Origin of the sequence: Shimwellia pseudoproteus (assembly GCF_016415625.1) — a bacterium.
GTDB classification, from domain to species: domain Bacteria; phylum Pseudomonadota; class Gammaproteobacteria; order Enterobacterales; family Enterobacteriaceae; genus Shimwellia; species Shimwellia pseudoproteus.
Map to the genome: position 1 here is coordinate 77,996 of NZ_WBXP01000002.1, position 26,530 is coordinate 104,525.

15 protein-coding genes and 1 pseudogene are annotated in these 26,530 nt (G+C 62.8%); 13 read left to right on the forward strand and 3 right to left on the reverse strand.

What is annotated here, in order from left to right; translation table 11 throughout:
• The 3 genes from tam to F9C28_RS01610 form a co-directional block, all read right to left on the reverse strand.
• On the reverse strand, window positions 1-756 hold the full coding sequence (tam, locus tag F9C28_RS01600; protein ID WP_199013356.1) for a trans-aconitate 2-methyltransferase: 756 nt from the start codon (window positions 754-756) through the stop codon (window positions 1-3).
• A 42-nt stretch (window positions 757-798) separates the two neighbouring features.
• Window positions 799-2,310: a diguanylate cyclase DgcJ gene (gene dgcJ / locus F9C28_RS01605; protein WP_199013357.1), complete on the reverse strand. Its 1,512-nt coding sequence runs from the start codon at window positions 2,308-2,310 to the stop codon at window positions 799-801.
• Window positions 2,311-2,735: 425 nt separating this feature from the next.
• On the reverse strand, window positions 2,736-4,931 hold the full coding sequence (locus tag F9C28_RS01610; protein WP_199013358.1) for a TonB-dependent receptor: 2,196 nt from the start codon (window positions 4,929-4,931) through the stop codon (window positions 2,736-2,738).
• A 164-nt stretch (window positions 4,932-5,095) separates the two neighbouring features.
• Here F9C28_RS01610 and F9C28_RS01615 point away from each other — a divergent pair, with 164 nt between their 5' ends.
• The 13 genes and pseudogenes from F9C28_RS01615 to F9C28_RS01680 all read left to right on the forward strand — a co-directional run bounded on the left by F9C28_RS01615 (window position 5,096) and on the right by F9C28_RS01680 (window position 26,530).
• The gene (locus tag F9C28_RS01615) at window positions 5,096-6,226 is read left to right on the forward strand and encodes a condensation domain-containing protein (RefSeq protein WP_199013359.1); all 1,131 of its coding nucleotides are present in this window, start codon (window positions 5,096-5,098) and stop codon (window positions 6,224-6,226) included.
• Window positions 6,227-6,253: 27 nt separating this feature from the next.
• Window positions 6,254-12,121 (forward strand): amino acid adenylation domain-containing protein, encoded by a 5,868-nt coding sequence (locus F9C28_RS01620; protein ID WP_199013360.1) that lies wholly within the window; start codon window positions 6,254-6,256, stop codon window positions 12,119-12,121.
• Between the two features lie 14 nt (window positions 12,122-12,135).
• Window positions 12,136-14,384, forward strand: a pseudogene (locus F9C28_RS20310) (TubC N-terminal docking domain-related protein); the annotation flags it as partial.
• 31 nt (window positions 14,385-14,415) lie between these two features.
• The gene (locus tag F9C28_RS20315; RefSeq protein ID WP_199013362.1) at window positions 14,416-17,514 is read left to right on the forward strand and encodes a methyltransferase; all 3,099 of its coding nucleotides are present in this window, start codon (window positions 14,416-14,418) and stop codon (window positions 17,512-17,514) included.
• Window positions 17,511-18,608 (forward strand): NAD-dependent epimerase/dehydratase family protein, encoded by a 1,098-nt coding sequence (locus F9C28_RS01640; RefSeq protein WP_199013363.1) that lies wholly within the window; start codon window positions 17,511-17,513, stop codon window positions 18,606-18,608. The genes F9C28_RS20315 and F9C28_RS01640 overlap by 4 nt, the downstream gene beginning before the upstream one ends.
• Entirely contained in the window at window positions 18,605-19,633 is a 1,029-nt protein-coding gene (locus F9C28_RS01645) for a Gfo/Idh/MocA family oxidoreductase (RefSeq protein ID WP_199013364.1), read from the forward strand. The genes F9C28_RS01640 and F9C28_RS01645 overlap by 4 nt, the downstream gene beginning before the upstream one ends.
• Window positions 19,621-20,370 carry a thioesterase II family protein gene (locus tag F9C28_RS01650; protein ID WP_199013365.1) on the forward strand — a complete coding sequence of 250 codons (750 nt, stop codon included), beginning with the start codon at window positions 19,621-19,623 and terminating at the stop codon, window positions 20,368-20,370. Before F9C28_RS01645 ends, F9C28_RS01650 begins: the two co-directional genes overlap by 13 nt.
• A complete protein-coding gene (locus tag F9C28_RS01655; RefSeq protein ID WP_199013366.1) occupies window positions 20,357-22,096 on the forward strand; it encodes an ABC transporter ATP-binding protein in 1,740 nt (579 codons plus the stop codon). Before F9C28_RS01650 ends, F9C28_RS01655 begins: the two co-directional genes overlap by 14 nt.
• The gene (locus F9C28_RS01660) at window positions 22,096-22,728 is read left to right on the forward strand and encodes an ABC transporter ATP-binding protein (RefSeq protein WP_199013367.1); all 633 of its coding nucleotides are present in this window, start codon (window positions 22,096-22,098) and stop codon (window positions 22,726-22,728) included. Before F9C28_RS01655 ends, F9C28_RS01660 begins: the two co-directional genes overlap by 1 nt.
• On the forward strand, window positions 22,641-23,879 hold the full coding sequence (locus F9C28_RS01665) for an ABC transporter ATP-binding protein (protein ID WP_199013368.1): 1,239 nt from the start codon (window positions 22,641-22,643) through the stop codon (window positions 23,877-23,879). Before F9C28_RS01660 ends, F9C28_RS01665 begins: the two co-directional genes overlap by 88 nt.
• Complete coding sequence (locus F9C28_RS01670) at window positions 23,870-24,460, forward strand: MptD family putative ECF transporter S component (RefSeq protein ID WP_199013369.1); 591 nt, start codon at window positions 23,870-23,872, stop codon at window positions 24,458-24,460. Before F9C28_RS01665 ends, F9C28_RS01670 begins: the two co-directional genes overlap by 10 nt.
• Window positions 24,447-25,163, forward strand: coding sequence for an energy-coupling factor transporter transmembrane component T (locus F9C28_RS01675; RefSeq protein WP_199013370.1), 717 nt, complete (start codon window positions 24,447-24,449; stop codon window positions 25,161-25,163). The genes F9C28_RS01670 and F9C28_RS01675 overlap by 14 nt, the downstream gene beginning before the upstream one ends.
• Window positions 25,163-26,530 carry an ABC transporter ATP-binding protein gene (locus F9C28_RS01680; protein WP_199013371.1) on the forward strand — a complete coding sequence of 456 codons (1,368 nt, stop codon included), beginning with the start codon at window positions 25,163-25,165 and terminating at the stop codon, window positions 26,528-26,530. The genes F9C28_RS01675 and F9C28_RS01680 overlap by 1 nt, the downstream gene beginning before the upstream one ends.

The following is a 26,530-nucleotide window of genomic DNA, read 5'->3' on the forward strand; positions in this document are numbered from 1 at the left end:
TTACCCCCTGCGGGCAATGATAAAGAGCCGCGGAAAGCGCATCAACCGCTGGCCATCGCGGCGCGGGGGATATGCCTGCGACAATTGGCTGGCGTAGTTATCGAGAAACTGCGCCTGTTGCCCGGCATTCAGCGGCGCCAGCCAGGGGCGCAGCCCGGTACTGCTCAGCCAGTCGATAATTGCCGCCACAGACGGCATCACATGATAGTAAGTGGTGCGCCACAGATCGACCCGGCAACCGCTGTCGCAGAGCAAATCATAATAGTGTTCCGCCGGTAACAATGCTTCCCGTCCGGCGGGGGGAAATCCCAGCGCCCGGGCGGTGGCGCGCATCAGCGCGTGGGTCGGCTCCGCCATATTGTCCGGCATTTGTACCGCCAGACAGCCGCCATGATCCAGCTGTGCCGCCAGATGAGGAAACAGCCGGGGATGATCGCCCAGCCACTGCAGCGATGCATTGGCAAAAATCAGCTGCTGGGGGGTATCGGGCTGCCAGTGGGCAATATCCGCCGCGATAAAGCGACATTCAGGGAGGGCGCTGCGGGCCTGTGCCAGCATAGCTGGCGAATTATCAACCCCGGTAATCTGGGCCTGCGGCCAGCGCTGGTATAACAAGGCGCTGCTATTGCCCGGGCCACAGCCTAAATCGCTTATCTGCTGTGGGGCTTCAAGATCCAGTTGCGCCAGTAACTCCCTGGCCGGGCGCGTGCGTTCACTGCTAAAGCGTAAATAACGTTCCGGTTCCCAGTCTTGCATGGCGACGCCTCCGCGGGTGATGGGTGGTGCTGCCGGGGGTGTTCAGGTTCGGCGAGCGTTTTTGCGTAATTGTTTGTCCTGATACAGGCACAAGTCGGCTTCGTGACAGGCATGTTCGAGGGTATCATCATCCTGCATCTGATAGCTGCCCGAAGAAAATTTCACCCACTGGTGGCTGTCCGTCTGCCGTAACCGTTCAATGATCCGCTGCATCAGGGCGGCGATATTCTCGTCAGTATAGTTGACCAGAATCAGGCAAAACTCATCGCCGCCGAGCCGTACCGCATAGTCACTTTTCCTGATCGATAACAGGATCGCTGCCGCCAGCAGGGTGATCGCGGTATCCCCGGCTTTGTGTCCCCGGGTATCGTTAATCTGCTTAAGCCCGTCGAGGTCGATAGCGATAAAGGTAATACCTATCTGCCGCTTCACCAGATGGTTTAACCGGTTTTCCAGATCCGCCGACAGCACCTTACGGTTATAGAGCCCGGTCATACTGTCGGTGATATTTTCCTTGCTGAGCAGCAGATGACGGCGAAAGTGGTTACGCACCAGATAAAGCAGCAATAGCGTGCCGATAATATAGGGTAAAAGCAGCTGATAACTGGTGAGGATAAAGTAGCTGAAGTCCACCGACAGCAGAACGTTGATATCCGGTGAGAGGGACTGCCGGTATTCCACATAGCTGAACAGCCGGTGCTCGGGCTGTTTTACCTGAATGGCCAGCCGGTTGGTCTGGTCGTTAATGGTCAAGGCCAGATAACGCCATAGCCGGGGCCTGTCCAGGGTGTAGAACATGCGGTTAAGGGTCGACTTATCAAAATCCACCACCACGACACCGCGTAAAACGCCCCCGGAGAATACCGGGGTCAGCAGGGAAATAACCGGCTGACGTGTATTATGATCCTGGTAAATATTGGTTGTGACAGTATCGCTGCTGGCCAGGGCGCGTAATGCGGCCGGGGACATATGAAAGGGGTTCTCCTCGAGCAATTTCCAGGCGCTGAACTGAAAGTCATCCACATCCAGCCGGTGGTAGAAATAGACATACTGGTAAGTGAAATCAATATAGTAATTATGTTTATGCCCGGCAATCAGCCGCTGTGCATCCAGCCCGTAGGGGTGCCGCTGCTCCGCGACTTCGGCATCGTATTTCTGCATAATCGGGATATCCTGAACCCAGCTGGCAACATCGTGATTCAGGGATTGTAAGCTGCCGTGGAGAATATTATTCCCGGCGCCGGCGTGCAGGTTTATTCCCCGAACCTCACCTTTGGCCTCGATTTGCGCGCTGAGTTTACTGCGCTGGGCGGCGCTTAGCGGGGCATTAAGCCGCTGTTCAGAAAAGGCGTGCATCAGCGTCATGGATTGATTCTGGTTGATAAACTTCTCATACAGAATGGACGTGGCGCCGTTTTCCACAATATACGCCATATATTTTTTCATGGCGTCGTGCTCCTGAAACAGAAAATGGAGCAAAAACGAAGAGGTCAGCAGCACTACACCACAGGAAATGAGTCGCTGGTTTATTTTATATTTTGACGCGATAGCCACCTGGCACTCCCGGGGAACAAGACACAGCAGATGCTGTGAGGGAAATTGTAATATAAATTACCCCGGCGCGATGCCGGGAGTGCATCATGGGCTGTTGAATGGTTGAAAAAACATCAGCAGACGGCGGAGGTATTAATTATCGGGGGTTGAACTGCGGTTGATGCTCAGGGCGATAGGATGCTAGAAAACGCTGCACATCAGGACGATATAGCATCATCTGCAGCCATAATGATAGCCAACGCAATCCATGCAATTCACCGCCAGTCCTCATACTGGCGTTTTTTTTTGTCTGTTTTTTATCTTTAGCTGGCGGCGGTCCGCAACATCTGTCATCTCTTCCCCCGTTACCCAGCACCGCCCCGATAGGGACGGCGCTGGAAAAATGATCCCGACAGGATGGCGGTCACTGCCGCCGGGCCGCGCGATCAGAAGTAATATTGATAGCTTACCCCCACCACCCGGCCTTCCCGGACAGTGCCGACGTGGGCATCTTTCCCGGTTCCGCCATAGGCCGCGTCCAGAGCGGGGTAATAAAAGCCGTACACCGGGCTGCGATTATTCAACAGGTTCGTGGACCACAGGTAGATATCCCCATAGCGGCTTTTCAGGCCAATTTTGGCATTCATTAAATGGGTTTCACCCAGTTTAAAATTGTTGCCGACGTCGGCTTCCCGCTGGCTGCTGTAGCGATAATTCAGGCTGCTGTTAAACACCACCGGTAGCGCACCGAGCTGTAACGGATGGGAATAGTCCGCAGCCAGGGTCGCCCCCCAGCGCGGCACGTCCGGGATCCGGTTGCCTTTGTGGCCGCCGGATTGACTGTCCTGGGGGAGGTGGGTCACGGTGGCGAGGGTGTAATCCATGCCGGTACGTAACATAAAGTCGCTATTTGGCCGCCAGGTGGCAGACAGCTCAGCGCCTTTACTCTCGGTATTAAAGTTTTCGATAACTGTAGCAAAACTGCTGCTCGGATCGATTAACGCATAGAAGTGGTCATTGTGCGTGCGGTTATAAAACAGCGCCTGGTTAAGCTCCAGATGCAGGGTGGGGATCAGCGCCTTCGCGCCAAGCTCATAACTGTCGACGGTGGCTTTTTTATAGGGGGTAGCGGGCTGGCCGCTGGCGATACTGGTGTCCCAGTCGCTAAAGCCGCCGGACTTATGTCCACGGGAATACATCCCGTACACACTCCAGTCGTCGGTCAGGGTGTAGTTTAGCCCGATTCGGCCCGTGAAATAGCTTTCCGAAAGCGACTGTTTATCACTGTAAGCGGTATCGCCGGGATTGGCGTAGCCGGGATTGGCCTGCCAGTGATCCCGGTAGCGATGCTTTTCCCAGGTATGGCGCAGCCCGGTGGTCAGGTTGAGGCGCGCCGTGAGCGGCAGGGTGGTTTCACCGAACAGCGCGATACTGTCATTAGTAAATCGCCGGTGGATATGGGCATCCAGCGGATCGTTTTCCCAGCCGGGGGCGTCGTTCCAGCCGCCGGTGTAGTTATGTGTGCGCCCGGAATAGAGGTAATTTATCCCGGTGACCCAGAACAGCGGGCTATTCTCCGTGGAGCCGAGGCGCAATTCCTGGAAAAATTGCTTTTGCCGGTTGCTGAAGGTTCGCCAGGAATCATAGTCCGTACCGTAGAGTTGCTGGCTTATCCGGTAATCATTAAACGGCCCCGAGGAGCGGTGGAAATAGTGCCCCCAGCCGGTAACGTTGGTCAGCTGGAGCTGATCCCAACTGTGCTGCCAGTTAAATGTCAGGGTGGTATCGTTGCCGCGATCATTCATTACGCCTTTCGGCAGGCTGATTTTGTCATGGCCGTCCAGCAGGGTCATGCCCACCGCATTGTGGCGCTGGCGCTGATGATCGACGGTAAACAGCAGGTTGTCGCGCTCATCTGGTTGCCAACTCAGGCTACCCCGGCCGCTCAGATCCTGAGGGTGGCTCAGGGGTTTATCACCATCCTGCTGATTTTTTAAGGCGGCGTTTTTGCGGTCATACTGCAACGCAATCCGGCTACTCAGGGTATCGGTCAGCGGGGTATTGAGCATCAGCTCCCCCAGATGATGGTGGCGGGTTCCCCATTCGCCGCCGAGGTATCCCTCAAAAATATCCGTTGGCCGGTTAGAGGTCATGTTAATGACTCCTGCCTCGCTATTGCGGCCAAACAGCGTCCCCTGGGGGCCTTTTAAAATATCGATCTGGCTGATATCCAGCAGGCGGCTACTGAGGTTTCCCTGGGGGACCGGCACACCGTTAAGCATTGTTACTACCGACGTATCATCACTACTGACCTGGTTTAGGGAGCCCACCCCGCGGATTTTCAGTGATGACTCCGGGTTTTGACCATCGCTGTTCAGTGCCAGGCCAGGGGTCATCCAGAATAAACTTTGCGCGTCTTTTATCTGCTGCTGCTGCAGATCTTCATCGCTGAAGTGGTTCACGGTAAAGGGGATTTTACGGTTTTCCTCCGGGACAAAGCGCGCGTTCACGGTAGCGTCCACGGTCATTACATCGGCGGTGGTGTCGGCAGAGGGGGGGGACTGTTCCCCCGCCGCCGCTGCGGCGAGCGGCGAGCCTGCCAGTACCCCACAGCCGACAATCGGCCAGAAACAAATTCTCATCGTTGCCATTCTCCCTGGTAATTGCGATCAGTAATTGAGTGATGTTATAACATTGCATTACAAAAGTGGCAGCGATTATTTCGCGACGCTGAACGGCAGTTGCGCCAGGGTGGGTAGCAGATATGCACCGCGGATTACCAGTGAAGAGGAGATAACTTTTGTCAATGGACGATCAAAAAACAGGGGGGGATCGCTATCCGGCGACGCCAATCCAGCGGGCTTATTTCGTGGGGCGCCAGACGGCACTACCGATGGGCGGTATCGAGTGCGTTGCCTGCCTGACATTCTCCGGCAAAACGCTCGATATCCCGCGGTTACGCGCCGCGCTGGCGGCGGTAGCATTACAACCGGCATTGCGGATGCAATTTGCCAGTGCAACTCAGCTGGTTGAGGCCGCGCCGCAGCCGCCGGTGTTACATATTCACCACCAGCACAGCGCGCAGCGGGCGGATCACCTCGCCAGGATGAACGCCCATATGCTGGCCCACAGCGTGGACTTATCGGCAGGAAAACGCTGGGGGGCGGAACTCACCTGCTGGGACGACGGCACCACAACACTGCATCTGGCCGTCTCGCTGGCGGCGGTGGATTTACAGGGGTTATCCGGGCTAATGCAACTCGTGGGCCGCCACTACCGCAATGAACCCGGGCCTGATCCTGTGCCGGTAGCGCTGCATTTTGAGCAGGTTGCGGCGGAACGGGTGCGGGCTGAACAAAAACGCCAGCGCCACCCCGGGAAACAGCAACGTCTGGCACAGGGGCGGATGACGTCGCTGCCGCCACCCCCGGCGCTGCCTTTGGTTAATTTTCACCCGCAGGAAGCCGGTGCGCCGGACTACCGGACCGTGGTACGGCGCTCACGGATTTATCCCCCCCAACAGTGGGCGGCGGTCCAGCAATTCGCGGCCCGCCACGGGGTGGCTGCATCGGCACTGCTGCTGGCCCTCTATGCCAGGGCGTTACGCCTGTGCAGCACCCAGGCTGAGTTTGCCATCACGGTGACCCAGCTTCCGGCAAGCGCAGGTGCTGTCCGGCTGGCGGAGCGCACCGTCACTTATGCCCACCGCGCGCGCGCCAGCGCCACCCTTGATGGGCTATTGCGCGATACCCATGATGATCTCCACTACCGCCTGCTGCGCGGGGTCGACAGTGAAACGGAACTGCGAGAAGCCCGGGGGAATGCCGAATGCCCCCATCCGGGCCTGTTGCCGTACATTTTTACCTGCGCCCTGCAGCAGCCGGTATTTGACCCGCAAATCACCGACACATTTGGCCAGGGGGCGCTCCAGGGGTAAACCCCCCAGGCGGTTATTGATTGCCAGGTGTTCAGGCTTGACGAGGCGCGCATTGAAGTGGCGTTTGATGTCCGCCGGGCGGCGATCCCCGCCGCCGTTGACGGGGCTGTTTTTGCGCTGCTAACCGAGTCCATTGACCTTATTATTGCCGGGCAGCCGGTGGCGAATACGCTGCCGCTGGCCGACCAGCACTGGCGCACGCAGATCAACAGCACCCCGCCGGCCAGTGAGCCCGGGATGTTATTCAGCCGCTTCCGCCAGCAGGTGAATCAACGTCCCCAGGCGCTGGCCCTGATAGGCTCCGCCACCGGGGATGACCCGGACCCGCTGCTCGCTGGCCACACCCGCGACCAGTGCTGGAGCTATCAGCAACTGGATCTGCTGGCGCGCCGCCTGGCGGCCCGGCTTGTACCGCACAGCCAGCCCGGCGATATCATCGGCATCCGGCTGGCTAAAGGCCCGGCCCAGATTGTGGCGGTCCTGGCGGTACTTTATGCCGGTTGCTGTTATTTGCCCGTTGGCAATGATATGCCCCCGGCGCGTTTGGCGCTGATCCGCCAGCGATCCCGGATGGGGTATCTGATAACCGGGCAAGACGTTAGCCGTCTTGAGCAGACCCCGCCACTGGCGGCCTTGCGTAGTGCGCCGAACAGCACCACCCCGGAGGGGACGCCAGATTCACTGGCCTACGTTATTTTTACCTCCGGCTCCACCGGCGAGCCGAAAGGGGTCGCAGTCAGCCACCGGGCAGCCGCCAATACCATTAATGATGTCAACGCCCGTCATCAGGTGCACGATGGTGATGTGCTGCTGGCGGTCTCCTCCCTTGATTTTGACCTCAGCGTATACGATATTTTCGGCCCCCTGAGTGCGGGCGGCACCATTGTCACCCTCGGTGAAGCGGCCCGTCGGGACGCGTTTTACTGGGCGGAGCGGGTGAATGAATACCGGATCACCCTGTGGAACTCGGTTCCCGCGCTGGCCAATATGCTGCTGGCAACAGAGGTGCCGCTGGCCTCACTGCGCGCCTGCTTGTGCTCCGGGGACTGGATACCGCGCAACATGTTTCAACAGCTCCGGCAGCGCGCCCCCCAGGCCATATTAGTAGCCATGGGGGGCAGTACCGAGGCGGCCATCTGGTCCAATGAATATGTGATTCGCGACGAGCAAGACCTGCCCCCGGCATGGCCTTCGGTACCTTATTGGTTGCCGCTCAGCGGCCAGCAATATCGGGTAGTTCGCGAAGCGGCAGATGGACAGTTTATTGACTGCCCTGACGGGGTACAAGGGGAGCTGTGGATCGGCGGAGCCGGACTGGCGGAGGGCTACCTCGGGGATGCGGCCCGCACCGGTGCACGGTTTATTCAGGCCGAAGGGCAGCGCTGGTACCGCACCGGTGACCTCGGCTACTGGTGGGACGGGCTGCTGTTCTTTGTTGGCCGCCAGGATAGCCAGGTGAAAATTCAGGGCCACCGCATTGAATGCGGCGAAATCGAACAGTTGCTGACCGGCATGGCGGAAATCAGCCTCGCGGTGGTGGTGCCTATCCGGGCGCAGCGTGCCCTGGGCGCGTTGGTGGTTTGTCGCCCCGGGGCGGTAACGGAGGAACAGCTGCGCCAGCGGCTGGCCGGGGCGCTCCCTTATTATATGGTACCGTCGCTGATCCGGCTGGTCGGGCAACTGCCGCTGACCCACAATGGCAAGCTGGATCGCCAGTGGGCCAGCCGCCAGTTTGACGGGCCTACCGCGCCAGCAGAGGCCGGGGCACAGGCGGCTATTTTCCCCCTTTGCCAGCAGATCTGGTGCCAGGTACTGCAGCGTGACAGCATTGAGGCCGGGGATAACTTCTTTGCCCTCGGCGGCGACAGCATCGCGGTTACCCGGGTTTGCGCGCTGCTGCATGAACACGGGGTGGCGTGCGGGGTGGATACCCTGTTTGCGGCCCCGGAGCTGGCGCAGTTTGCCCGGCGCTGCCCGGCACCGGCGGCGCCCCCGGCATCCCGGCCCGCGCGCCATGATCCCCGGCAGCCATTCCCGCTGACCGCGCTACAACGTGCCTATGTGCTCGGCGCGGAGGGGATCCTCGGGGTCCGCCGCTGCGATACGGTGTTTGCCGTGATTATCCGTAACCCGCAGGGGTACCCTCTGAGCCAGTGGCAGCAGGCGCTGGACACGCTGATCGCCGAAACCCCCGGGCTGCGGCTGTTAACCTCGGATACCGGGCAGCAGGTGGCGGAGGCCGCACCGGTGGCGGTGAACCACCTTGCGGACCATCAGTCACTGGCCGATTACTTGTCCAGTGCCCCGCTGGACGCCCGGCAGAGCCCGCCATTTTTACTGGCGGGCAGCGGTACGCATCCCCGGGATATTGGCCTGATAAGTAACTATCTCACCCTCGATGCCCTGAGCCTGAGCCGGGTTCTGCTGGCCCTGATCCGCCGGGTGAGTCATCCCCCGTCGGCGCTACCGTTCACGCCGGATCTGGCCCCCTTTGCCGACTACGCCCGGCGCCCGGTGGCGCCCCGGCAGGCACTTTCTCCCGGGGAAATGGCGGCCTGGCAGCCCCCGGATCTTCGCGCCATCATCGGCGGGGACAGCCGGGAAGGCAATCGGGAATATAGCCACGTTATGGCCCTGGATTGTCGGCTGTCTGCGGCGCAGCGCCGGGGGCTTGAAACCCTGGCCTGCCAGCAGCAGGTCACGCTGACTGCCCTGGTGTTCCACGCCTATGGCCAGGCGCTGGCGCAACTGGTTGGCCAGGCGCAGGTCGCCGTGGTGGTACCGGTATGCTGGCGTCCCGCCGGTGAAGAGGCGGCCCTTGGCCAATTCACTCAACTGCGCCTCTGCCGCCACCGGGCAGACGACAGCCTGGGGGAGAGCGCCCGGGCACTGGCTGAAGCGGTGGCGGGCCAGACACCGGGGGAGAGCGATATCGCCGCCCGGGGGCGCGCGGCCTATCCGTTTGTGTTTACCAGCACTGCCGGGGTGGCCGAGGTCGCCGCCCTGTATCAGGGGGAGACCCGGGTGGTGTGGTCCCATACCCGTACCCCTGGCGTGATCATTGACTGCCAGTTGCTGCCGGATGACGACGGGCTGGAGATCCGCTGGGATTATGCGGCCGGGGCCGTGGATCACAAATTATTGCTGGCGGCCCACCGGCATTTTACTGCCGGGATAGCGGCCCTGTGCGGCAGTGAGGTGCGGCCCGTTCAGGTGGCCAGTGGGCAGGAGACCCTCAGCGGCCACCAGCTGGCCGAACGGGCCATCGCCGCCGCATTACCGCACCTTGATACCGATACGCCGCTGGCGCACTTCTGGCGGTCCCGGGTATCTGCGTCGCCGCTGGACACATGGCGGCAAGAGGGCGCGTTTCTGGTGGAGTGTGTTAATGGCCAGCGCCCGCCGCGGGATCTGTTGTCCCACCCCCAGTTAGCCCCGGAACAGTTGCTGCTGGCCTCCTTCAGGCAGCTGAAGGTGTTTGATACGCTGCTTGCTGCACTGGGTGAAGAGGCACAGCGGCGCGGAGTTACCACATTACAGGTGCGGGTGCTGGGGGCCGGGAGCGGCGCATTTAGCCAGGCGCTGCAACACACGGCGGCGGAAAATAACCTTAGCCTGCGGATTACCGGGCAGGAAAATGATGATGCCCTCAACCGGCTTGCCCGGCGCGATCCGCATCACCCAGCGGCGGCAGATACCGGCCAACCGGATGTGGTGATCGCGCCCGCCACGCTCCACCGGGATCTGGATTTGCTTCGCCAGCTGTCGCAGTTACGCGCCGGACCGCCGGGGCGATTGCCGCTGGCGGTTCATGTGCTGGAAGTCACGGCGCCAGACGCGGCGTCACTGGTGGCGGCCATTCTCGATCCTTCCCTGACGGACCCTGACACCTCCCCACTGCGCCCGGCGGCGGAGTGGGGCAGGCAACTGGAACACTGCGGCGCCGTGTTGCTGGCGGAACAGCATCTGGCGGCCAATCTGGTCTGGCTGCAGGCCCGCTTACCCACCGGCACCGGGGCAGTTGCTTCTGAGCCGCCCCCCGTCGGGGAAGGGGACGATACCGACACGCGAGTGGCCCGCAGTTGGGGGGAAGTGTTATCGCACCCGGCGCCATTCTTGCCCACCGATGATTTCTTCGCCCTCGGCGGTGATTCACTGCGCGCCACCCGGATCGTGACGGATTTGCGCCGCCAGGGTTACCCCGGACTGCGGCTGGCGGATCTGTTTAACTGCCCGGTCTTCGGTGAGTTTGTCTCCCGGGTCCGGGCGCGACAGGCTGCTGGCCGCCAGGGAACCCCGCTGGAGCCGGGTGCCCCGTTACCGGCAGTGGTTACTGAGACCGGCACAACCCGCTTCCCGCTCACCGCACTGCAAAAAGCGTATCTGGCCGGGCGTTCAGCGGACCAGTTGCTGGGCGGGGTGGCATCACATTGCTATTTTGAGTTCAGCGCCGCCGCGCCAGAGGGGATTGATCTGGCGCGCTGGCAGGAGGCGGTTAGCCAGGTGGTCGCACGCCATGACGCGCTACGCGCCCGGGTAGTCTGGATTGACGGCCAGCCCTGGGGGCAGGTGGAAGCGCTCTCTGGCCAGGGCGCCCCGGCGGCGCGGGTGCAGATAACGCCCCACGTACGTAGCATGACCGAGGCCGAAACCCCGGACCCGCGCCGGGATTTCCCGCTGCGGATCCGGGTGTCGCCACAGGGAGACAGGATCGGTATCGGTATGGATAACCTGATGCTGGACGGTATGTCGATGCTGCTGGTCCTCCGGGAGCTGGGCACGCGCTATCAGGGTGGGGCGACCGGCCAGGAATCGGCATTGTCATGGGCGCACTACCGGCAGGCCGCGGTGCCCCACCGGCCATTCGACGCGTCGATGTTAAGGTCGATGCCACCGGCCCCCAGACTGCCCTACCGACAGCCCCTGACGCAGGTGCAGGCGATGTATTTCTCCCGCGGCGGCGCCAGTATTGCCGCCAGCGACTGGCAGGCGATTTGCGGTCGCGCCGCCCAGGAGCGGCTCACCCCGGCGGCGCTTATCCTTGCGGCCTATGCCCTTGAACTGCGGGGGCTGGCGGCGGATCCCCGTTTTAGCATCAATGTCACCACCTTTGATCGCGACAGCACCATCCCCAAAATAGCGTCAGCGGTGGGCGACTTTACCCGCCTCGGGCTGGTGGCGTTTGGCGACGAGAGCGCAACCCCCACAGCAGACGCCTTATTAACCACCGCCAGGGAAGCCCATCACGGGTTACTGGCCCTGCACGACACTCCCGAACAGGTGAGCACCTTAGCCATCGCCCAGCAGGTGGTGCGCCGCAGCGGCGATCCGGCGGCCGGGCTGTTTCCGGTGGTATTTACCTGTGGTCTGGGGCTGGCACCGGCCACGGCCCGATCCGACGATTTCGGTTTTGGCCAGCTCACTCGCGCCCGCTCACAAACCCCTCAGGTCACCATGGACTGCCAGGTTCACGACGATCCCCGGGGGCTGCATATCACCATTGATTATGTGGCGGCGCTGCTCCCGGCGGCGCTGGTCAATACGCTGGCGGAAGGGATTGTCCGGCGGCTGGCAGCGTTAATTACGCGCGACACCGCGGACCAGAGTAACGCACTGGCGGCGAAAATTGCCGCCATCTGGCGGCAGTACCTGCCTATTGAGCCGCACCAGCCGCTGGATAACTTTTTCCAGTGTGGCGGGGACTCGTTACTGGCCACGCGCTGCATTCGCACCTTACAAACCGCGATCCATCCGGCTATTTCACTGCGTTTGTTGCTGACTTCCCCGGGATTTGACGATTTTTGCCGTCAGGTTGAGCAGCTTACTCTCCCCAGCCACCCGGGGGATCACCGCGCAGACGGCGACACAGCAGATTTTGAAGAGGGCACATTATGAACGCGGTAAAGCAGTTGCTTGCGCAGTTGCAGGCACACCATATTGAACTGTGGGAAAGCGACGGTGCGCTGCGTTTTCGCGCTCCGGAGGGGGCATTTACCCCGGCGTTACGCGAACAAGTCCGTGCGCAAAAAACCGCCATTCTGGCGGCGCTGCGGGCCCAGCAGCACCTCCGGCATGATCCCGATCAGCGTTATGCCCCTTTCCCGCTAACCGCCGTGCAGTCCGCCTATTTACTGGGCCGCACCCGGGCATGGCAGGATGGCGGCACCGGCTGTCATGGTTACGCGGAACTTATCATCAGTGAGCCCGAACCGCGCACCGCAGATGAGTACCAGCAGGCATGGCAGAAAATGGTGGCCTGCCATGACATGCTGAAAGTCCGGGCGTCGCCAGAGGGCTGGCAGTGTATCGATCCCCAGGTCGCGGTGCCGCTGGCGATAACCGTAGCCACCAGCGCCGCGCAGCATGACAAGGCCCAGCAGGTTATCCGCCAGCGATTAAAACACCAGCAGTACGATCCCCAACAGCCGCCACTGCTGACGGCGCATCTGGTGCTGGGGCCACAAGGGACGACACTGCACCTGTCGGTGGATCTGATCATGACTGATTTTGTCGGCATTAATGTGATGGTCACGGACTTTTTACAGGCGCTGCGCCAGCCGGAGCAGGCGCTACAGCCCCCGACCCTGTCATTTCGCGACTATGTGCTGCATATCCGCCAGCAGCAGGAGAGTGCCGCCGGGCTACGGACTACTGGCAGCAGCAGGTAGCCGCCTTCCCGGCACCGATGCGCCTCGGGGAGCCCCTGCACGCCGGGGAGCAGGCGGTGGCTTACCGGCGGCGCAGTTTTCAACTGGCGCCCGCACAGTGGGCGCAATTTCGGGGCCTTGCCCGCCAGCATGGGGTGACCCCCACCGCGGTTGCCCTGGCTATTCTTGGCGGTATCGCCCGGCGTTACGGGGGGCAGCAACATTCCCGCATTACGCTCACGGTGCTGGATCGTCAGGCGCTCACCGGTGACGTGATGCGCATTATTGGCGACTTTACCTCCACGCTATTGCTCGCCCTGGACAGCGCTACGGCGCAATCTGTCGTGGCCGCTGCCGGGGCGGCCCAGCAGCAAGTATTCAGCGCGCTTGATCATCAGGCATTGTCCGGGATTGAGGTTCTGCGCCTGTTGCCCGGGGAACAGCGGGCCACCCCGATTGTGCTGACATCGACCCTGGGGATGCCGGCGACGCCCGGTGACGGGGTGGTTAACCAGCTACAGCAGGGGCTAAGCCAGACCCCCCAGGTGCTGCTGGATATCCAGCTCTCTGAAAGCGCAGGCGCAATGGCGGTGGTCTGGGACAGCCGGGATGGGAGTTACCCGGAGCCGGTACTGTCGGCGGCATTCCACGACTTTTGTACTGCACTGACGGCGCTCTCCGGCGATCCTGCCCGCTGGCAGCAGGCGGCATTACGCCCCGCGCCGCTGGCGATCAGTGCGCCGCAACTGGCGCATACCGCCGGAGGGGGCAATATCTGTGCGCCGTTCTGCCAGCTGGCCCGGCAGGCGCCGCATAACATTGCCCTGATCCACGGCGAGCTACAGCTAACCCGGGGGGCGTTGCTCAGCCACGCCGGGCACTGGCGGGATACTTTACTGGCGATGGGTGCCAGGCCTGGGGATGCGGTGGCCATCTCCCTGCCGCCGGGGGTGGCCCAGGTGTCGGCCCAGTTAGGGGCGCTGCTGGCCGGCTGTGCGTTTGTACCGCTGGATCCTGAGTGGCCCGCGGCGCGCCAGCAGGCGATCCTCACCACCCTGGCGCAGGCGCGCCCTGGGCACCAGGTGCATCTGATAACCCCGCAGTCCGTTGATTTACGCTACGGCGCCCAGCCCGGTAACGCCGCTGGCGCCGTCACGGCATCCCTGGCCGGGGAGAACGACTGCGCCTATATCATTTTTACCTCCGGTTCAACCGGCACCCCGAAAGGGGTGCCAATCACCCACGGCCAGGCGCTCACCACCCTTAATGCGATGCAGCAGATGCTCGGGCTGCACGACGGCGACCGGGTGCTGGGGGTGTCGCGGCCCTCATTTGATCTGGCGATTTTTAACCTCTTCGGGTTGCTCAACGCCGGAGGGGTATTGGTGATCCCCCGGGCGGGAACGATGCCCGATGCGGATGCCTGGTGGCTGGATATTATCCAGCACCGGGTCACCCTCTGGAACTCAGTCCCCGCCCAGTTGCAATTGTTGCTGGACTCCCCCCCCCAGCAGGGACGACATCGCCCGGTGCGTCTGGCGGGTGGCGCTGCTCTCCGGGGACTGGGTACCCGCCGGCCAGCCGGCACAGTTGCATCAGTTGCGCCCGGACTGTCGCGTTATTGCCCTCGGTGGCGCCACAGAGGCCGCTATCTGGTCCTGCTTCCATGAGGTTCCCGCCGGTAGCCACTATGACGGCTCAATCCCCTACGGGCGCCCATTACCGGGCCAGCAGATGTGGGTGGTGAATGACGACCTGGAACCGGCAGTAACCGGGCAAATTGGCCAGATTGTGATTGGCGGGGCAGCGGTCAGCGCGGGTTATCTGGGGGCGGATAACGCGGCATTTATTACCCTCTCTGACGGGATCACCCCGGGGTTTATAACCGGCGATCTGGGGCGCTATCTGGCTAATGGGGAGATTGAATTCCTCGGGCGGCGCGACAGCCAGATTAAGCGCCACGGGTACCGTATTGAACCCGGGGAAATCACCGCGCTGCTGCGTGAGCACCCCAACGTGGGGGATGCCGCCGTGGTGATGGCCCCCCGCCAGCAACTGGTTGCCGTGGTTACCCCGGGGGGCGCCAGCACTGCCTGCCGGGAAGCAGACAAACAGGCGGCGGAGGCGGTGGAGCACCAGCATCTCCAGTGGCTGTCCCGGCTGGATGCACCGCGCTTCACGGCGCTGATGGCGCGTATGGAGCTGGCCGCCCTGGTGGCGATGCAGGATCTGCGCCAGCGCCAAGTGGCGGTGCACGCTGACTATTTGCCGCTGATGGCCCGCTGGGACCGGATGTTACAGCGTAAAGCGCCGCTGCTGGCGCCATTTAACGGCGATATTTCATTTTCCCTGGCTGAAAGGCTGTGGCAACAGGCCCGGGATCTGGCCCGGGAGATGGACTACGGCGACGGGCAACTGGACTATATCGCCCGCTGCCTGCAACAGCTGGAGCAGGTGGCCGCCGGGGAGGTCGACCCCCTGGCATTGCTGTTCCCGGAAGGGCGTACCGACGTTGCCCTGGCGTCCTACGGGGAGAATTTTATTAACCGCTACCTGAATCAGCTGATCGTTGCCGGGGTGGATGCCCGGGCCCGCCAGGCCGCAGCACAGCAGCGGCCATTGCGTATCCTGGAGATAGGGGCTGGGGTGGGGGGCACCACCGGGCCAGTGCTCGACTGTCTGCGGGGGTATCAGCAGCATCAGGGGCTACGCGTTGACTATTGCTTTACCGATGTGTCGCGTTTTTTCCTCGATGAAGCCGCCAGCCGCTGGCCGGATATTACCACCCGGCGCTGTGATATTAACCAGGACTTCGCCGCCCAGGGGTTCGCTCCTGGCCAGTGGGATATTGTGCTGTGCGCCAATGTGCTGCATAACGCCCGCCATATTCCCCGGGCGCTGGCCCGGATACACCCACTGCTGGCCCCCGGCGGGGATCTGGCGATTATTGATGCTGTCCGCCCCAGCGCGCCGCTGATGATAACCATGGAGTTTAAAGAGGGGCTGAGTGATTTCCAGGACCAGCGGGCAGAGGACGGTGAGGCATTCTATCCCCGGGAGTGCTGGCAGCAGGCGCTGGCCGCGTCCCCGTTCCGGCACAGCATCATGCTCCCCGGCGTAACGGATGGCGCGCACCCGGCGGCGCTTGCTATCAGTAATATTCACCAGTCGGTTATCTGGGCCAGCGCGGGTTACAGTACCCCCCGGCCGGACACCGCGCAGTTGCACGACACCTTACGCCAGCGCCTGCCGGGCTATATGTTGCCGGACCGTATCCTGGTGCTGGACACGCTCCCGTTAACAGCCAATGGCAAGGTTGACCATAAAACCCTGCTGGCCACTCTGCCGGCGGTTACCCAGGGTGCAGAGACGGAGGAGGCTATCTCCGGGGAGGCAACAGACAGCATCGCCGCCACGGTACCGTCGCTGGATGCCAGTCAGCGGGCGGTGGCGGTTATCTGGGCCGGGGTGCTCGGCATTACCGACCCGGATAGCCTGCACCCGGGGTCCGATTTCTTCACTGCCGGGGGGGATTCACTGCTGCTGGCAAAATGTGTCGGCGCCCTGCGGCGCGGGATCCCCGGCGCTGCGGCTATCTCCTGGGATGATTTACTGCGCCAAATGGTGGCGGACCCCCGGCTGGAAAACTGCGCCCGCCTGGTGTGGCACCCCCAGGCGGCAGAGTGCGACAGTCTGGCCCCGCCTGCGGACAGCGGTGGCGGGCTGCAAACCCTGTTACCGGCGGCCTCTGCCACGGCAACGGAACGCCACGGGGAGGCACTGTGCTTGATCCATGACGGGTCCGGCGGGCTGGCCCCGTACCACGCGCTGATAGCGGCGCTGGCGGGGCTTGATGAACGGCCCGAGGTGATTGGCATCAGCCGTTCGCCGGGGGATCAGTACCTGACCCTGGCGCCAGAGACGCTATTCGACGCCCTGGCGGATCGCTACGTTCAGGCCCTGGGCGCGCGCCCGTTACGGCGGGTATACCTGTTCGGCTATTGCATGGGCGGGCTGCTGGCGGCGGCGATGGCGGAAAAACTCACCGCCGCCGGTATTGACGTCCGGCAATTGATTGTGGTCAGCGCTTACCGGCTGCCGTTCACCATGGAGGATGACCTGCTGCTGGACTACTCCCTTGCCCGGTTGCTCAACCAGGAGCCGGCCGACATCGGCCTGGATTTGCCTGAACAGCCACTGGGGGCGTTGATAACCCTGGCCCGGGAGACCTGGCAGCAGCATATTCCCCAGGGGGCGGTAGCGGCACTGGCCCCGCAGTTCCCGGCCATTGCCACCGCGTTGTCCCAGGCCCCGGCAGAGTGCCAGCAGCGGCTGGCGCGTCTGGCGGCCTGTGCCGGGTTGGATCCCGCGACCCTGTCGGCCCTGCGGGCGGTGTATGTTGCCAGCCTCAGGGCGACAGGGGCCTTTAACCGACCGGGCTATCTTGGGGATATTACCTTCCTGCGCCAGCGCGGAGATATTCATTTCCTGCCCACCCTGAAAGAGGACATGACCCGTTTCTGGCGCGACTACTGCCTGGGGACGCTGACCATTACCGATATTGCCGGTAATCACTTTGATTGCCTGGAAGGGGACGGCGCCCGGTCGGTTGCTGCGTTGCTGCGGGGGATCTGGGCATGAGTGAGATTATCATGGTGACCGGGGCCAGCGGCGCGGTAGGCAGCGCCTGCGTTGAGGCGCTTCTGGCCCAGGGGGCGCAGGTGTTAGCCACCGGCCGCAGTCTTACGCGCCTGGCGGAGCGCCTTGGCCATTTGCCCCGGGCGCGCTTGCGCCTGGCGGCGCTGGATCTTACTGACCCCGCCTCCTGGCCAGAGATAGCACAGCGGTGCCGCCGGATTATTCAGTGTGCCGGGCCGTCATACCGGCTGACCGGCCCGCTGCTTACCGGTTTACTGTCCCGGGGGGGGACCACGGGAATTTATGTGGATGCCGGCGGTGACGGCGAAACGATTAGCCGCTGGCACCGGCCGCTGGCGGAGGCGGGCTGGCAGGGGATCTTCGGTGCGGGCGTGCAGCCGGGATTAGTGGGTGTGGCCATCCGCGCCCTGTGCGCCGCTTTTCCCCACACCACTGGCTTGCGGGCCGAAACATTTACCGGCGGCCACCAGCCTCTGACCCTGGCCGGGCTGGAGGAGTATTTGCAGGCGGTACACCGGCGGACCGGCTACCCGGGCATGAGCTTTCGAAATGGGGTATGGGAACGGGTAAACCGGCTCCCACCGCTGCCGGACTGCTTTCCGGCAACCGCACAGTGCCATCCCTATACCGACGAAGAGGCCGCCTGTGCCGCTGAGGATTTAGCGCTCTTTGAACTGCGTGGTTTTACGGTCAGCGGTGCCGCGGCTATCACCCGGCTACTGAATGAGGCAATGGTCACCGGGGGCTATCCTGCCGCGCTCTACCCCCGGCCGACGGCCGCAGCAGCGATGCACGCGGAATACTTTTTCCTCCACGCCACGGTCAGGGAGAGCCTTGCCCCCGGCCAGCAGGCCCATTCACTGCTGTCCTGCACGGACAGCTACCGGCTTACGGGGGCAGTGGCCGCCTGGGCAGCACTTAACAGCGGGCCGCGCCAGCCCGGGGCCGGGTGGTTCTCGCGCCTTCCCGGTGTGGCCGCACTCTGGCAGCAGTGGCGCACTGACCCACCGCCGGGGGTGAATATTAGCTGGCATGCGCCCCCCGGGCAGACCCGCTGTGAAGAGGGAACGCTATGAGCGGAGAACAGCCAACAACCGGCGCGGGGATCTGGGTTATCGGGGCCACTTTCGGGGCGCAGTATGCCCGGGCGCTGCAGAACTCGGGGCTGCGGGCCATTATTGGCCAGGGCGGGGCGCGCGGTCGCCAGCTGGCTACCGGGCTGGGTTGCGACTATTACACCGGTGTCACGCAGGCGCTGTCAGCCCCCCATCCCGCCTGTGCGGTGGTGGCGGTGCGATCCGCCGTGGTGGGGGGCGAGGGGGATGAGATTGCCCGGCAGTTACTGTGCGCCGGGATACCGGTCCTGCAGGGGTTGCCACTCCATCCTCAGGCCATGGCAGATACCTTGCGTATTGCCCGCCAGCAGGGCACCGGGTTTGCGGTGACGCCGTTTTATGATCAACTGCCCAGGGTGCGCCGCTTTCTGCGCGCGGCCCGCTGGCTATCGCGTTATACCACGCTGCGCTCGGTGGAGATGCGCGTCACGGTGCAGACCCTGCACTGTGCGCTGATGGTGCTGTCCGGGCTGCTCGGAGTACCCTCCACGGCGGTCACCACCACCCCGCTGGCGGCCAGGGGAAAAGTGTTGGTCAGCTGCCTGTGGCAGGGGGTGCCGGTGGACATTATCTTGATGAACCGCTTTGATTTCGCCGACCCGGACGCCCACGCACAGCCGCTGATGCAGATAACCGTGGTCAGCGATAACGGGGAGCTGACGCTGTATTCGCCCTTTGGCCCGCTGATCAGGGAGTACCCGATACCCGCAGAAGCCTCCATGACCGCGGCACCGCTGCTGGTAACCGGCCAGCGCGATAATCGGATCACCGCAGGCCAGCTCCATGACGCCATGGGGCGGGGGATACGCACTGCGCTGGCCCAGGCCATGGCGCAGCCCATGCCCTCTGCGGCTACATTGCAGCGCCAGTTGGCGGTACTCCGGCTGTGGCGCGCCGTTTCTGATGCGGCCGGGCATCCCTTGCACTATCGCCCGGGTGAGGCTGACAGCGCCGGGTTACCCGGGGGGGCCGCGTGCAGGCGATAACACCGCTGAATACCCGGGAATGTGCCACTGACCAGACCCTCCCGGTACTGGTTATCTTCCCCCATGCCGGTGGCAGCCCGCGTTTCTATAGCCACTGGTGCCAGAAATTACCCGACGCCAGGCTATGGGGCATGACCTATCCGGGGCGGGATGGCCGCAGCGCTGAAAAACCGGCCCCCAGTATTCAGCAACTGGCAGCGGCGTGCGCCAGCCAGCTGGCGGTGCGCTTAGCGGCACTGCCCCCGGTGCCGGTGATGCTGTTTGGCCACTCCATGGGGGCCTGGGTGGCCTGGGAGTGTGCCCGCCTGCTGGAGCAGCGTCTCCCGGCGCAGCGGCTGGTGACGGTGGTCTCCGGGCAAAACCCGCCGGACCAGTCACCGGGATCGCGGCTGCATCTGGCGCAGGACGCGGCACTGATTGCCGATATTAATCGTCAGCACCCCGCCAGCCGTGCCCTGTGGGAGATAGCGGAACTGCGCCAGCTGTTTTTACCGCTAGTGCGCGAGGACTACCGGCTGCTGGAGACGTATCGCGCACAGCCAGGAACGGTGCGCCGGCTACATGTGGTGTATGGCCGTGATGATGGCGAAATCGACCCCACCCGGATAGCGAACTGGCAGCACTGGGGGCGCGAACGCTGCCGGTACCGGGCGTTTCCCGGCGGCCATTTTTATCTGGCGGCGCCGGATACCACCTTACCGCGTTATTTAAGTGAGTTATTTCATGGTGAAGTTTAACAATCATCCCCTGCTTACTGTGGCCAGACCGGTGCTTTTGCCGCTGCTGGTGGCCATTGTGATTCAGATTGTCGCAAGCCTCATGGGGTGGATCGGGTATCAGGCACTTATTGATATCACTCAGGGGCTGGCGCAGCACCGGGCCGCACAGCAGGTCTATCAGGCCCTGGGGTGGCTGGCGGTGGGCCTGGCGGGGCAATCGGGGCTGGGGGCCGTGGCGCTGGCCATTAGCCATTTTGCCGATGCCCGCCTGCAGCGTGATTTACGGCTACAACTGGCGGATAAACTCGGGCGTTTGCCGGGGCAGTGGTTCAGTGAACACCCCTCCGGCCACACCCGTCAGGTGATCCAGGAGGATGTCGAGGCCCTCCACCAACTGGTTGCCCACAACCTGGTGGAGGGGGTGGCGTTTATTATGACCCCACTGGTTGGCCTGAGCTTTTGCTTCACGCTGAACTGGCGGCTGGGGCTGGCGGCCTGTGTGCCGCTGGCGCTCTATTTTGCGCTGTTTGCGGTGCTTTCCCGGGGAAATATGGGGGCGATTATGCAGCAAATATCCCGGCACCTGGCGGCGATAAGCGGCGTGATTGTTGACTACGTGCGCGGGGTGGCGGTGCTGAAAGTTTTTGGCCGGGCCGGTGAAGGCTACCGGCGCTTTAGCGACGCAACCCGCCAGTTTCATCATGATTTTAGTCACCTGGTCCGGCCGGCAATGCGCGCGCAATCCGTGGCGGTTATGGTGATAACGCCCCCGGCGGTTGCCCTGGTGGTGGTGATTATCGGGATGGCGGGCATAGCCCAGGGGACGATCAGCGCCCCGGCGTTGCTGGTGGCCTGCCTGGTGGCGATGCTGCTACCGGCGGCGGTGATGACCGTGACCCAGGCGGGCCAGTTGCACAGCGCGGCGGTGGTGGCGGCCCGCCAGATTCTCGATCTGCTTAACCAGGCTGAGCTGCCCGCCAGCCGACAGCCGGTGAATATTACGGCCAGTGAGATAACCCTGTGTGATGTCAGCGTTATCTACGGCGGCCGCCGTGCCCTGAACGGGATTAATCTCAGGTTGCCCGCCGGGAGCTTTACCGCCCTGGTGGGGCCATCCGGGGCCGGGAAAACAACCCTGGCCCGGCTACTGGCGCGCCAGATGGATACCACCTGCGGGCAGGTTTGCATTGGGGGGCATGATATTCGCCATATCCCGTTCCGCCAGCTGTATCAACTGGTTGGCGTGCTGGAGCAGACCCCCCGGCTACCGGCTATCTCCCTGGCGCAGAATATTGCCCTGGGAAAGGAGAATGTCCCGCTCAGCGCCATCCGTAATGCCGCCAAAGCCGCCCAGATAGATGAACGCATTATGGCGCTGCCCGGGGGCTATAACGCGATACCCGGCATTGATGTACAGCTGTCCGGCGGCGAGATCCAGCGGGTGGCCATTGCCCGGCTTATCCTCGCTGACCGGCCCATCGTTATCATGGATGAGGCGACCTCCGCCATTGATGCCGGGGCGCAAGCGCTGATCTGCCAGGCGATTGCCAATTTGACCCACCAGCGCACCACGCTGGCCATTGCTCACCGGCTGGAGACTATCCAGCATGCGGATCAGATAGTGGTGCTGGATAACGGCCAGATAAGCGAACAGGGCAGCCATGAACAACTGCTGCAACAACAGCGGCTCTACGCCAGGCTATGGCGTCAGTTTTCCGCCTCAGCTTCCCCGGAGGGGGTGTGATGATCCGTTTATTGCTTGGCCTCAGCCGCCCCGGTGATCGCGCCGGATTTTGGCTGTTTATCGGTTGTGTGGTGCTGGTGGGCATTTTCCAGGGGCTGGTTATCGGGTGTTTCCTGGCGGTGATTTATAGCCTGTTCCGGGGGGACATCCCCGGGGCGATGAGCGGGTGCCTCTGGCTATTGGCCGGTGTGTTGGTGAATGGCGGCCTGCAGGCGTTCGTGACGCTGCGCGGGTTTAGCGAGGCGATGCGGGTAATGGCGGCCATGCATCAAAAGCTGGGTGATAAATTAGTGACGTTGTCACCTTTATGGTTTGATGCCACGGCCAGCAGCGTTGCCAGCGGGGTGGCGGTGCGGGGAACGCTCTTTGTGGCCCGGGCGATGATGGATCTGCTGGTGCCGCTAATCATAAACCTCACCACCCCGCTGACCCTGGCGCTGATGTGCCTGGGGCTGGACTGGCGGCTGGGGGGGATTTTACTGGCCGGGGTGCCTTTTATCTGGCTGGCGGCCCGCTGGGGGGGCAGCGTAACCTTAAGGGGCAAGTGCGGGTGCATCAGGCGGCCAGGGAAACGGACACCCGTCTGCTGGAGTTTATTGATAACCAGATGGCGCTGCGCCAGGCCGGGCTAAGCGGCCCGGGGGGGCAGGGGTATGCGCCACTGACCAACGCGATTAACCGTCAATGGCGGGCTGGTGTCAGGGCGTTGTGGTCCTCGGTTCTGGGGCTGGTTACGCAGTCACTGGCGGTACAGCTGATCTTTGGCCTGGCTATCTGGCTGGCGGTGTGGCTGGCGCTCAGCGGCCAATGCGACCCGGTATGGGCGGTAGTATTGATTGGTCTGGCGGCCCAGTTTAGCGGGCCGCTCAAGATCCTGTCAGAACTGGAAACGGCCTTTAAACGCGCCCGGATTGAGCTCCAGGAGGTCAGCCAACTGCTGGCGCTCCCCGGTCTGGCGGAGCCAGCGGCACCTGAGGCGTTGTCCGGGCGCGTTGATGTGGCGTTTGAGCAAGTATCGTTCCGCTATCCCTCCACGCCACCTCCCACCGGGGCGGGGGGCGCGGCCTGGTTATTTGATCGGCTGGATCTGCATATCCCCCAGGGATCGTTAACGGCGCTGGTGGGGCCATCCGGTTGCGGGAAGACCACCCTGACGCGGCTGATGGCGCGTTTCTGTGAGCCACAGCAGGGGCGGATTACCCTCGGCGGAGTCGATATTCGCCAGTTGCGCTATCAGGATCTGATGAGCGCGCTGTCGCTGGTGTTCCAGGATGTTTGCCTGTTCGACGATACCCTGGAGGCCAATATCCGCATCGGAAACCCGGCAGCCAGCCAGCAGCAACTACTGGAGGTGGCGGCCCTGGCCCGGGTAACGGACATTGTGGCGCGCTTGCCCGGTGGCTGGCAAAGCCCGGTTGGGGAGGGCGGGCGGCTGCTTTCCGGCGGGGAGCGCCAGCGGGTTTCGGTCGCCAGAGCGTTGTTAAAAGGCGCGCCGCTGCTGTTGCTGGATGAGGCGACCGCCGCCCAGGACCCGCTGACGGCGATGGCGATAACCCAGGCGATCAGCGCCCTGAAAGGGCAGGTCACCATCATTGTCATTGCCCACCAACTGGCCACCATCCGCAGTGCGGATCGGATTGTCTTTCTTGATAACGGCCGGGTATGTGAACAGGGCACTCATGCTGCGCTTATTGCCCGCAATGGCCGCTATGCCCACTTTTGGCACAGTCGCGGCCGTTACCACCACCCTTTTCGTAAAAATGGAGATATGACGTGCGGATAATCAACCCCAGAGAACTGATTACCTTAGGTATTTTTTCGGTGATCATGGTGGCGATCACCATGGTGATCAATATGCTCGCTGTGTTCACCCCGCTGCTGATCCCGATAACCAAATCCCTGTCCGGGATAGTGGCGGCAATCCCTTTTGTGCTCTACGTCAGCCGGGTGAATCAAGCCGGGCCCATCGCGTTAATGGCGGTGATCATCGGGCTGGTGATGGTGCTGGCCGGGGACTATATCCTCACCCTGGCCTCGGCCCTGATTGCTGGGGTGATAAGTGATCTGCTTTGTAGCGCGGCGCGCCGCCGGGGGAGCCCGCTACTGGTAGTGCTCGGTTACGGGGTGTTTAATCTCTGGTCCGCGGGGGGACTGTTACCGCTGATCTTTATGCGCCAGGAGATTGCACAGCAGGTTGCCCAGCAACTGGGGGACCAGTATGCCGGGGTATTTACCGCGCTGTTTACTGTACCGGTGGTGTGCTGGACGCTAGTGGGTATTTTTATCAGTGGCCTGGCGGGTGCGGGCATCGGGGTGCGGATACTGCATCAGCATTTTGTGAGGGCCGGACTTGTCCAGAAATAACGCGCAACCGGTGCCGCTATTACCGCCGCCGGCCCGGGTGGATGTGCGCACCAATATGCTGATGCTGTTGTTGGTCAATACCCTGGTGCTGACCGGGCGCGGCGGGGCGTTTCAGCTGGCGGCGATCGCCGTGGTAACCGGGTTGCTGCTGCTCAGCCAGCGCGGGTGGGCGGCGGTGGCATTATCCGGCGGTATGGCCGGGCTGGCCTTCGTGAGTGAGTGGCTCGCGCACGCCGGTGCCGGGATAGCCCTGGCGGCAATCCTCTATGCCCGGCCCTATATTATTGCCGGGTTTATGGGGTACTACTTTATCAGCGTGACCACCCCCGCCATGTTGATCGCCGGGATGTACCGGCTGCGCTTCCCCCGGGCGATAGTTATCCCCCTGGCGGTGATGGTGCGTTTTTTTCCGGTACTGCGGGAAGAGCAGCGGGCTATCCGCAACGGGATGCGTTTGCGGGGATTACCGGGGCCGGGGGGCTGGGCGCTTCATCCGTGGCGTACCCTGGTCTATTTATTGATCCCCCTGACCGGCGCCCTGCTGCGCACCGGTGAAGCGCTGTCTGCCTCGGCGCTCAGCCGGGGACTGGGGGCGATTCCCCGGCCCACCACCATCCAGCCCTTACGGCCCGGGCTGGTGGATGCGCTGCTGGTGGTGGTGTGCCTCGGGCTGGTGATGCTGTTCATCCGGGGAGGGCGCTAATGGACGCGATTGTGCTTGACCAGGTGAGTGTACATTTCCCCGCCAGCGCGACACCGGCCCTTGCGGGCGTGGATCTTCGGGTGCGGCGGGGAGAGTGCCTGCTGTTGACTGGCCGCTGCGGCTGCGGGAAGTCCACCCTGTTGCGGCTGGTTAACGGGGTTATCCCCCATGTGCAACCCGCGGATTGTCGCGGCACCGTGCTGGTTAACGGCATCACCCCGGCGGATCATCCTCTGGAAATCACCGGTCGCAGGGTTTCCACGGTGTATCAGAACCCGCGCCAGCAGTTTTTTTGTGCCGATCCCCTGGCCGAACTGGCTTTTGGCAGCGAGAACGCCGGGGATGATCCCGGGCACATTATGGCAAGGGCGATAACCGTTGCCCGGGCGCTGGGGATTGCGCACCTGCTGGCGCGCAATATGTTTACCCTCTCCGGGGGGGAGTTGCAGCGCATTGCCATTGCCGCCGCCATGATGGATAGCCCAGCCATTCTGTTACTGGACGAACCGGCATCCAGCCTGGACGCCGGGAATATTGCCAGCCTCGCCGGGCTGTTACGGGATCTGCGCGATGCCGGGATGACTATTCTGATTGCCGAGCACCGGCTGGGGTATCTGCGGGATATCGTCAGCCGGGTCATCCGGCTGGAGCAGGGGCGGATCGTGGAGGATCTGCCCGCCGGGCACTTTTGGTTGCGCGATGATGCTACCCGTATCGCTCAGGGGCTGCGGACACTCAGTGCCCCGCTGAGCACACTGCCGCCTGCTCCCCCTCAGGGGGATGACGGCATTCTCTACCGCCACCGGCAGTGGGGAACTCTGCATTTTCCCCGGTCTGCGGTCACGGTACTGGCCGGGGCCAGCGGGGCGGGGAAAAGCACCCTGGCGCGTGAAATAGCTGGCCTGGTGTCCTGCCGGGAGCCGATTCTCGTAGACGGTAAGCCGCTTTCTGCCCGCCAGCGTTTGCGGCGCAGTTTTTTGGTGTTGCAGGACGTTAACCGCCAGCTCTTTGCCGCCAGCGTGGCACAAGAATTACAGATAGGCGCAGGGAGTGACGCGGCAACGCGGCAGCGGGTTGTTAGCCAACTGGCGCTGGAGCCCCTGCTGGACAGGCACCCCCAGGCGCTGTCCGGTGGGCAGCAGCAGCGGGTTGCCGTGGCGCTGGCGCTGATAGCACAGCGCGATTTGCTGATCTTCGATGAACCAACCTCCGGGCTGGACTATGCCGGGTTATGCCTGGTGGCGGAACAGCTGGCCTCTCTGGCATCCCGGGGGGCGGTGGTGGTGTTAATTACCCACGATCCCGAGCTGATTGCGCATTGCGCACACTTCCAGCTCACGCTCCCCCATAACACACTGCCACCATAA

Bases quoted from the DNA above. Each gene is read 5' to 3' on its own strand.
- F9C28_RS01655 (WP_199013366.1), top strand. From the start codon at position 20,357: ATGGTGAAGTTTAACAATCATCCCCTGCTTACTGTGGCCAGACCGGTG.
- F9C28_RS01610 (WP_199013358.1), bottom strand. From the start codon at position 4,931: ATGAGAATTTGTTTCTGGCCGATTGTCGGCTGTGGGGTACTGGCAGGC.
- F9C28_RS01680 (WP_199013371.1), top strand. From the start codon at position 25,163: ATGGACGCGATTGTGCTTGACCAGGTGAGTGTACATTTCCCCGCCAGC.
- F9C28_RS01660 (WP_199013367.1), top strand. From the start codon at position 22,096: ATGATCCGTTTATTGCTTGGCCTCAGCCGCCCCGGTGATCGCGCCGGA.
- F9C28_RS01645 (WP_199013364.1), top strand. From the start codon at position 18,605: ATGAGCGGAGAACAGCCAACAACCGGCGCGGGGATCTGGGTTATCGGG.
- F9C28_RS01640 (WP_199013363.1), top strand. From the start codon at position 17,511: ATGAGTGAGATTATCATGGTGACCGGGGCCAGCGGCGCGGTAGGCAGC.
- tam (WP_199013356.1), bottom strand. From the start codon at position 756: ATGCAAGACTGGGAACCGGAACGTTATTTACGCTTTAGCAGTGAACGC.
- F9C28_RS01615 (WP_199013359.1), top strand. From the start codon at position 5,096: ATGGACGATCAAAAAACAGGGGGGGATCGCTATCCGGCGACGCCAATC.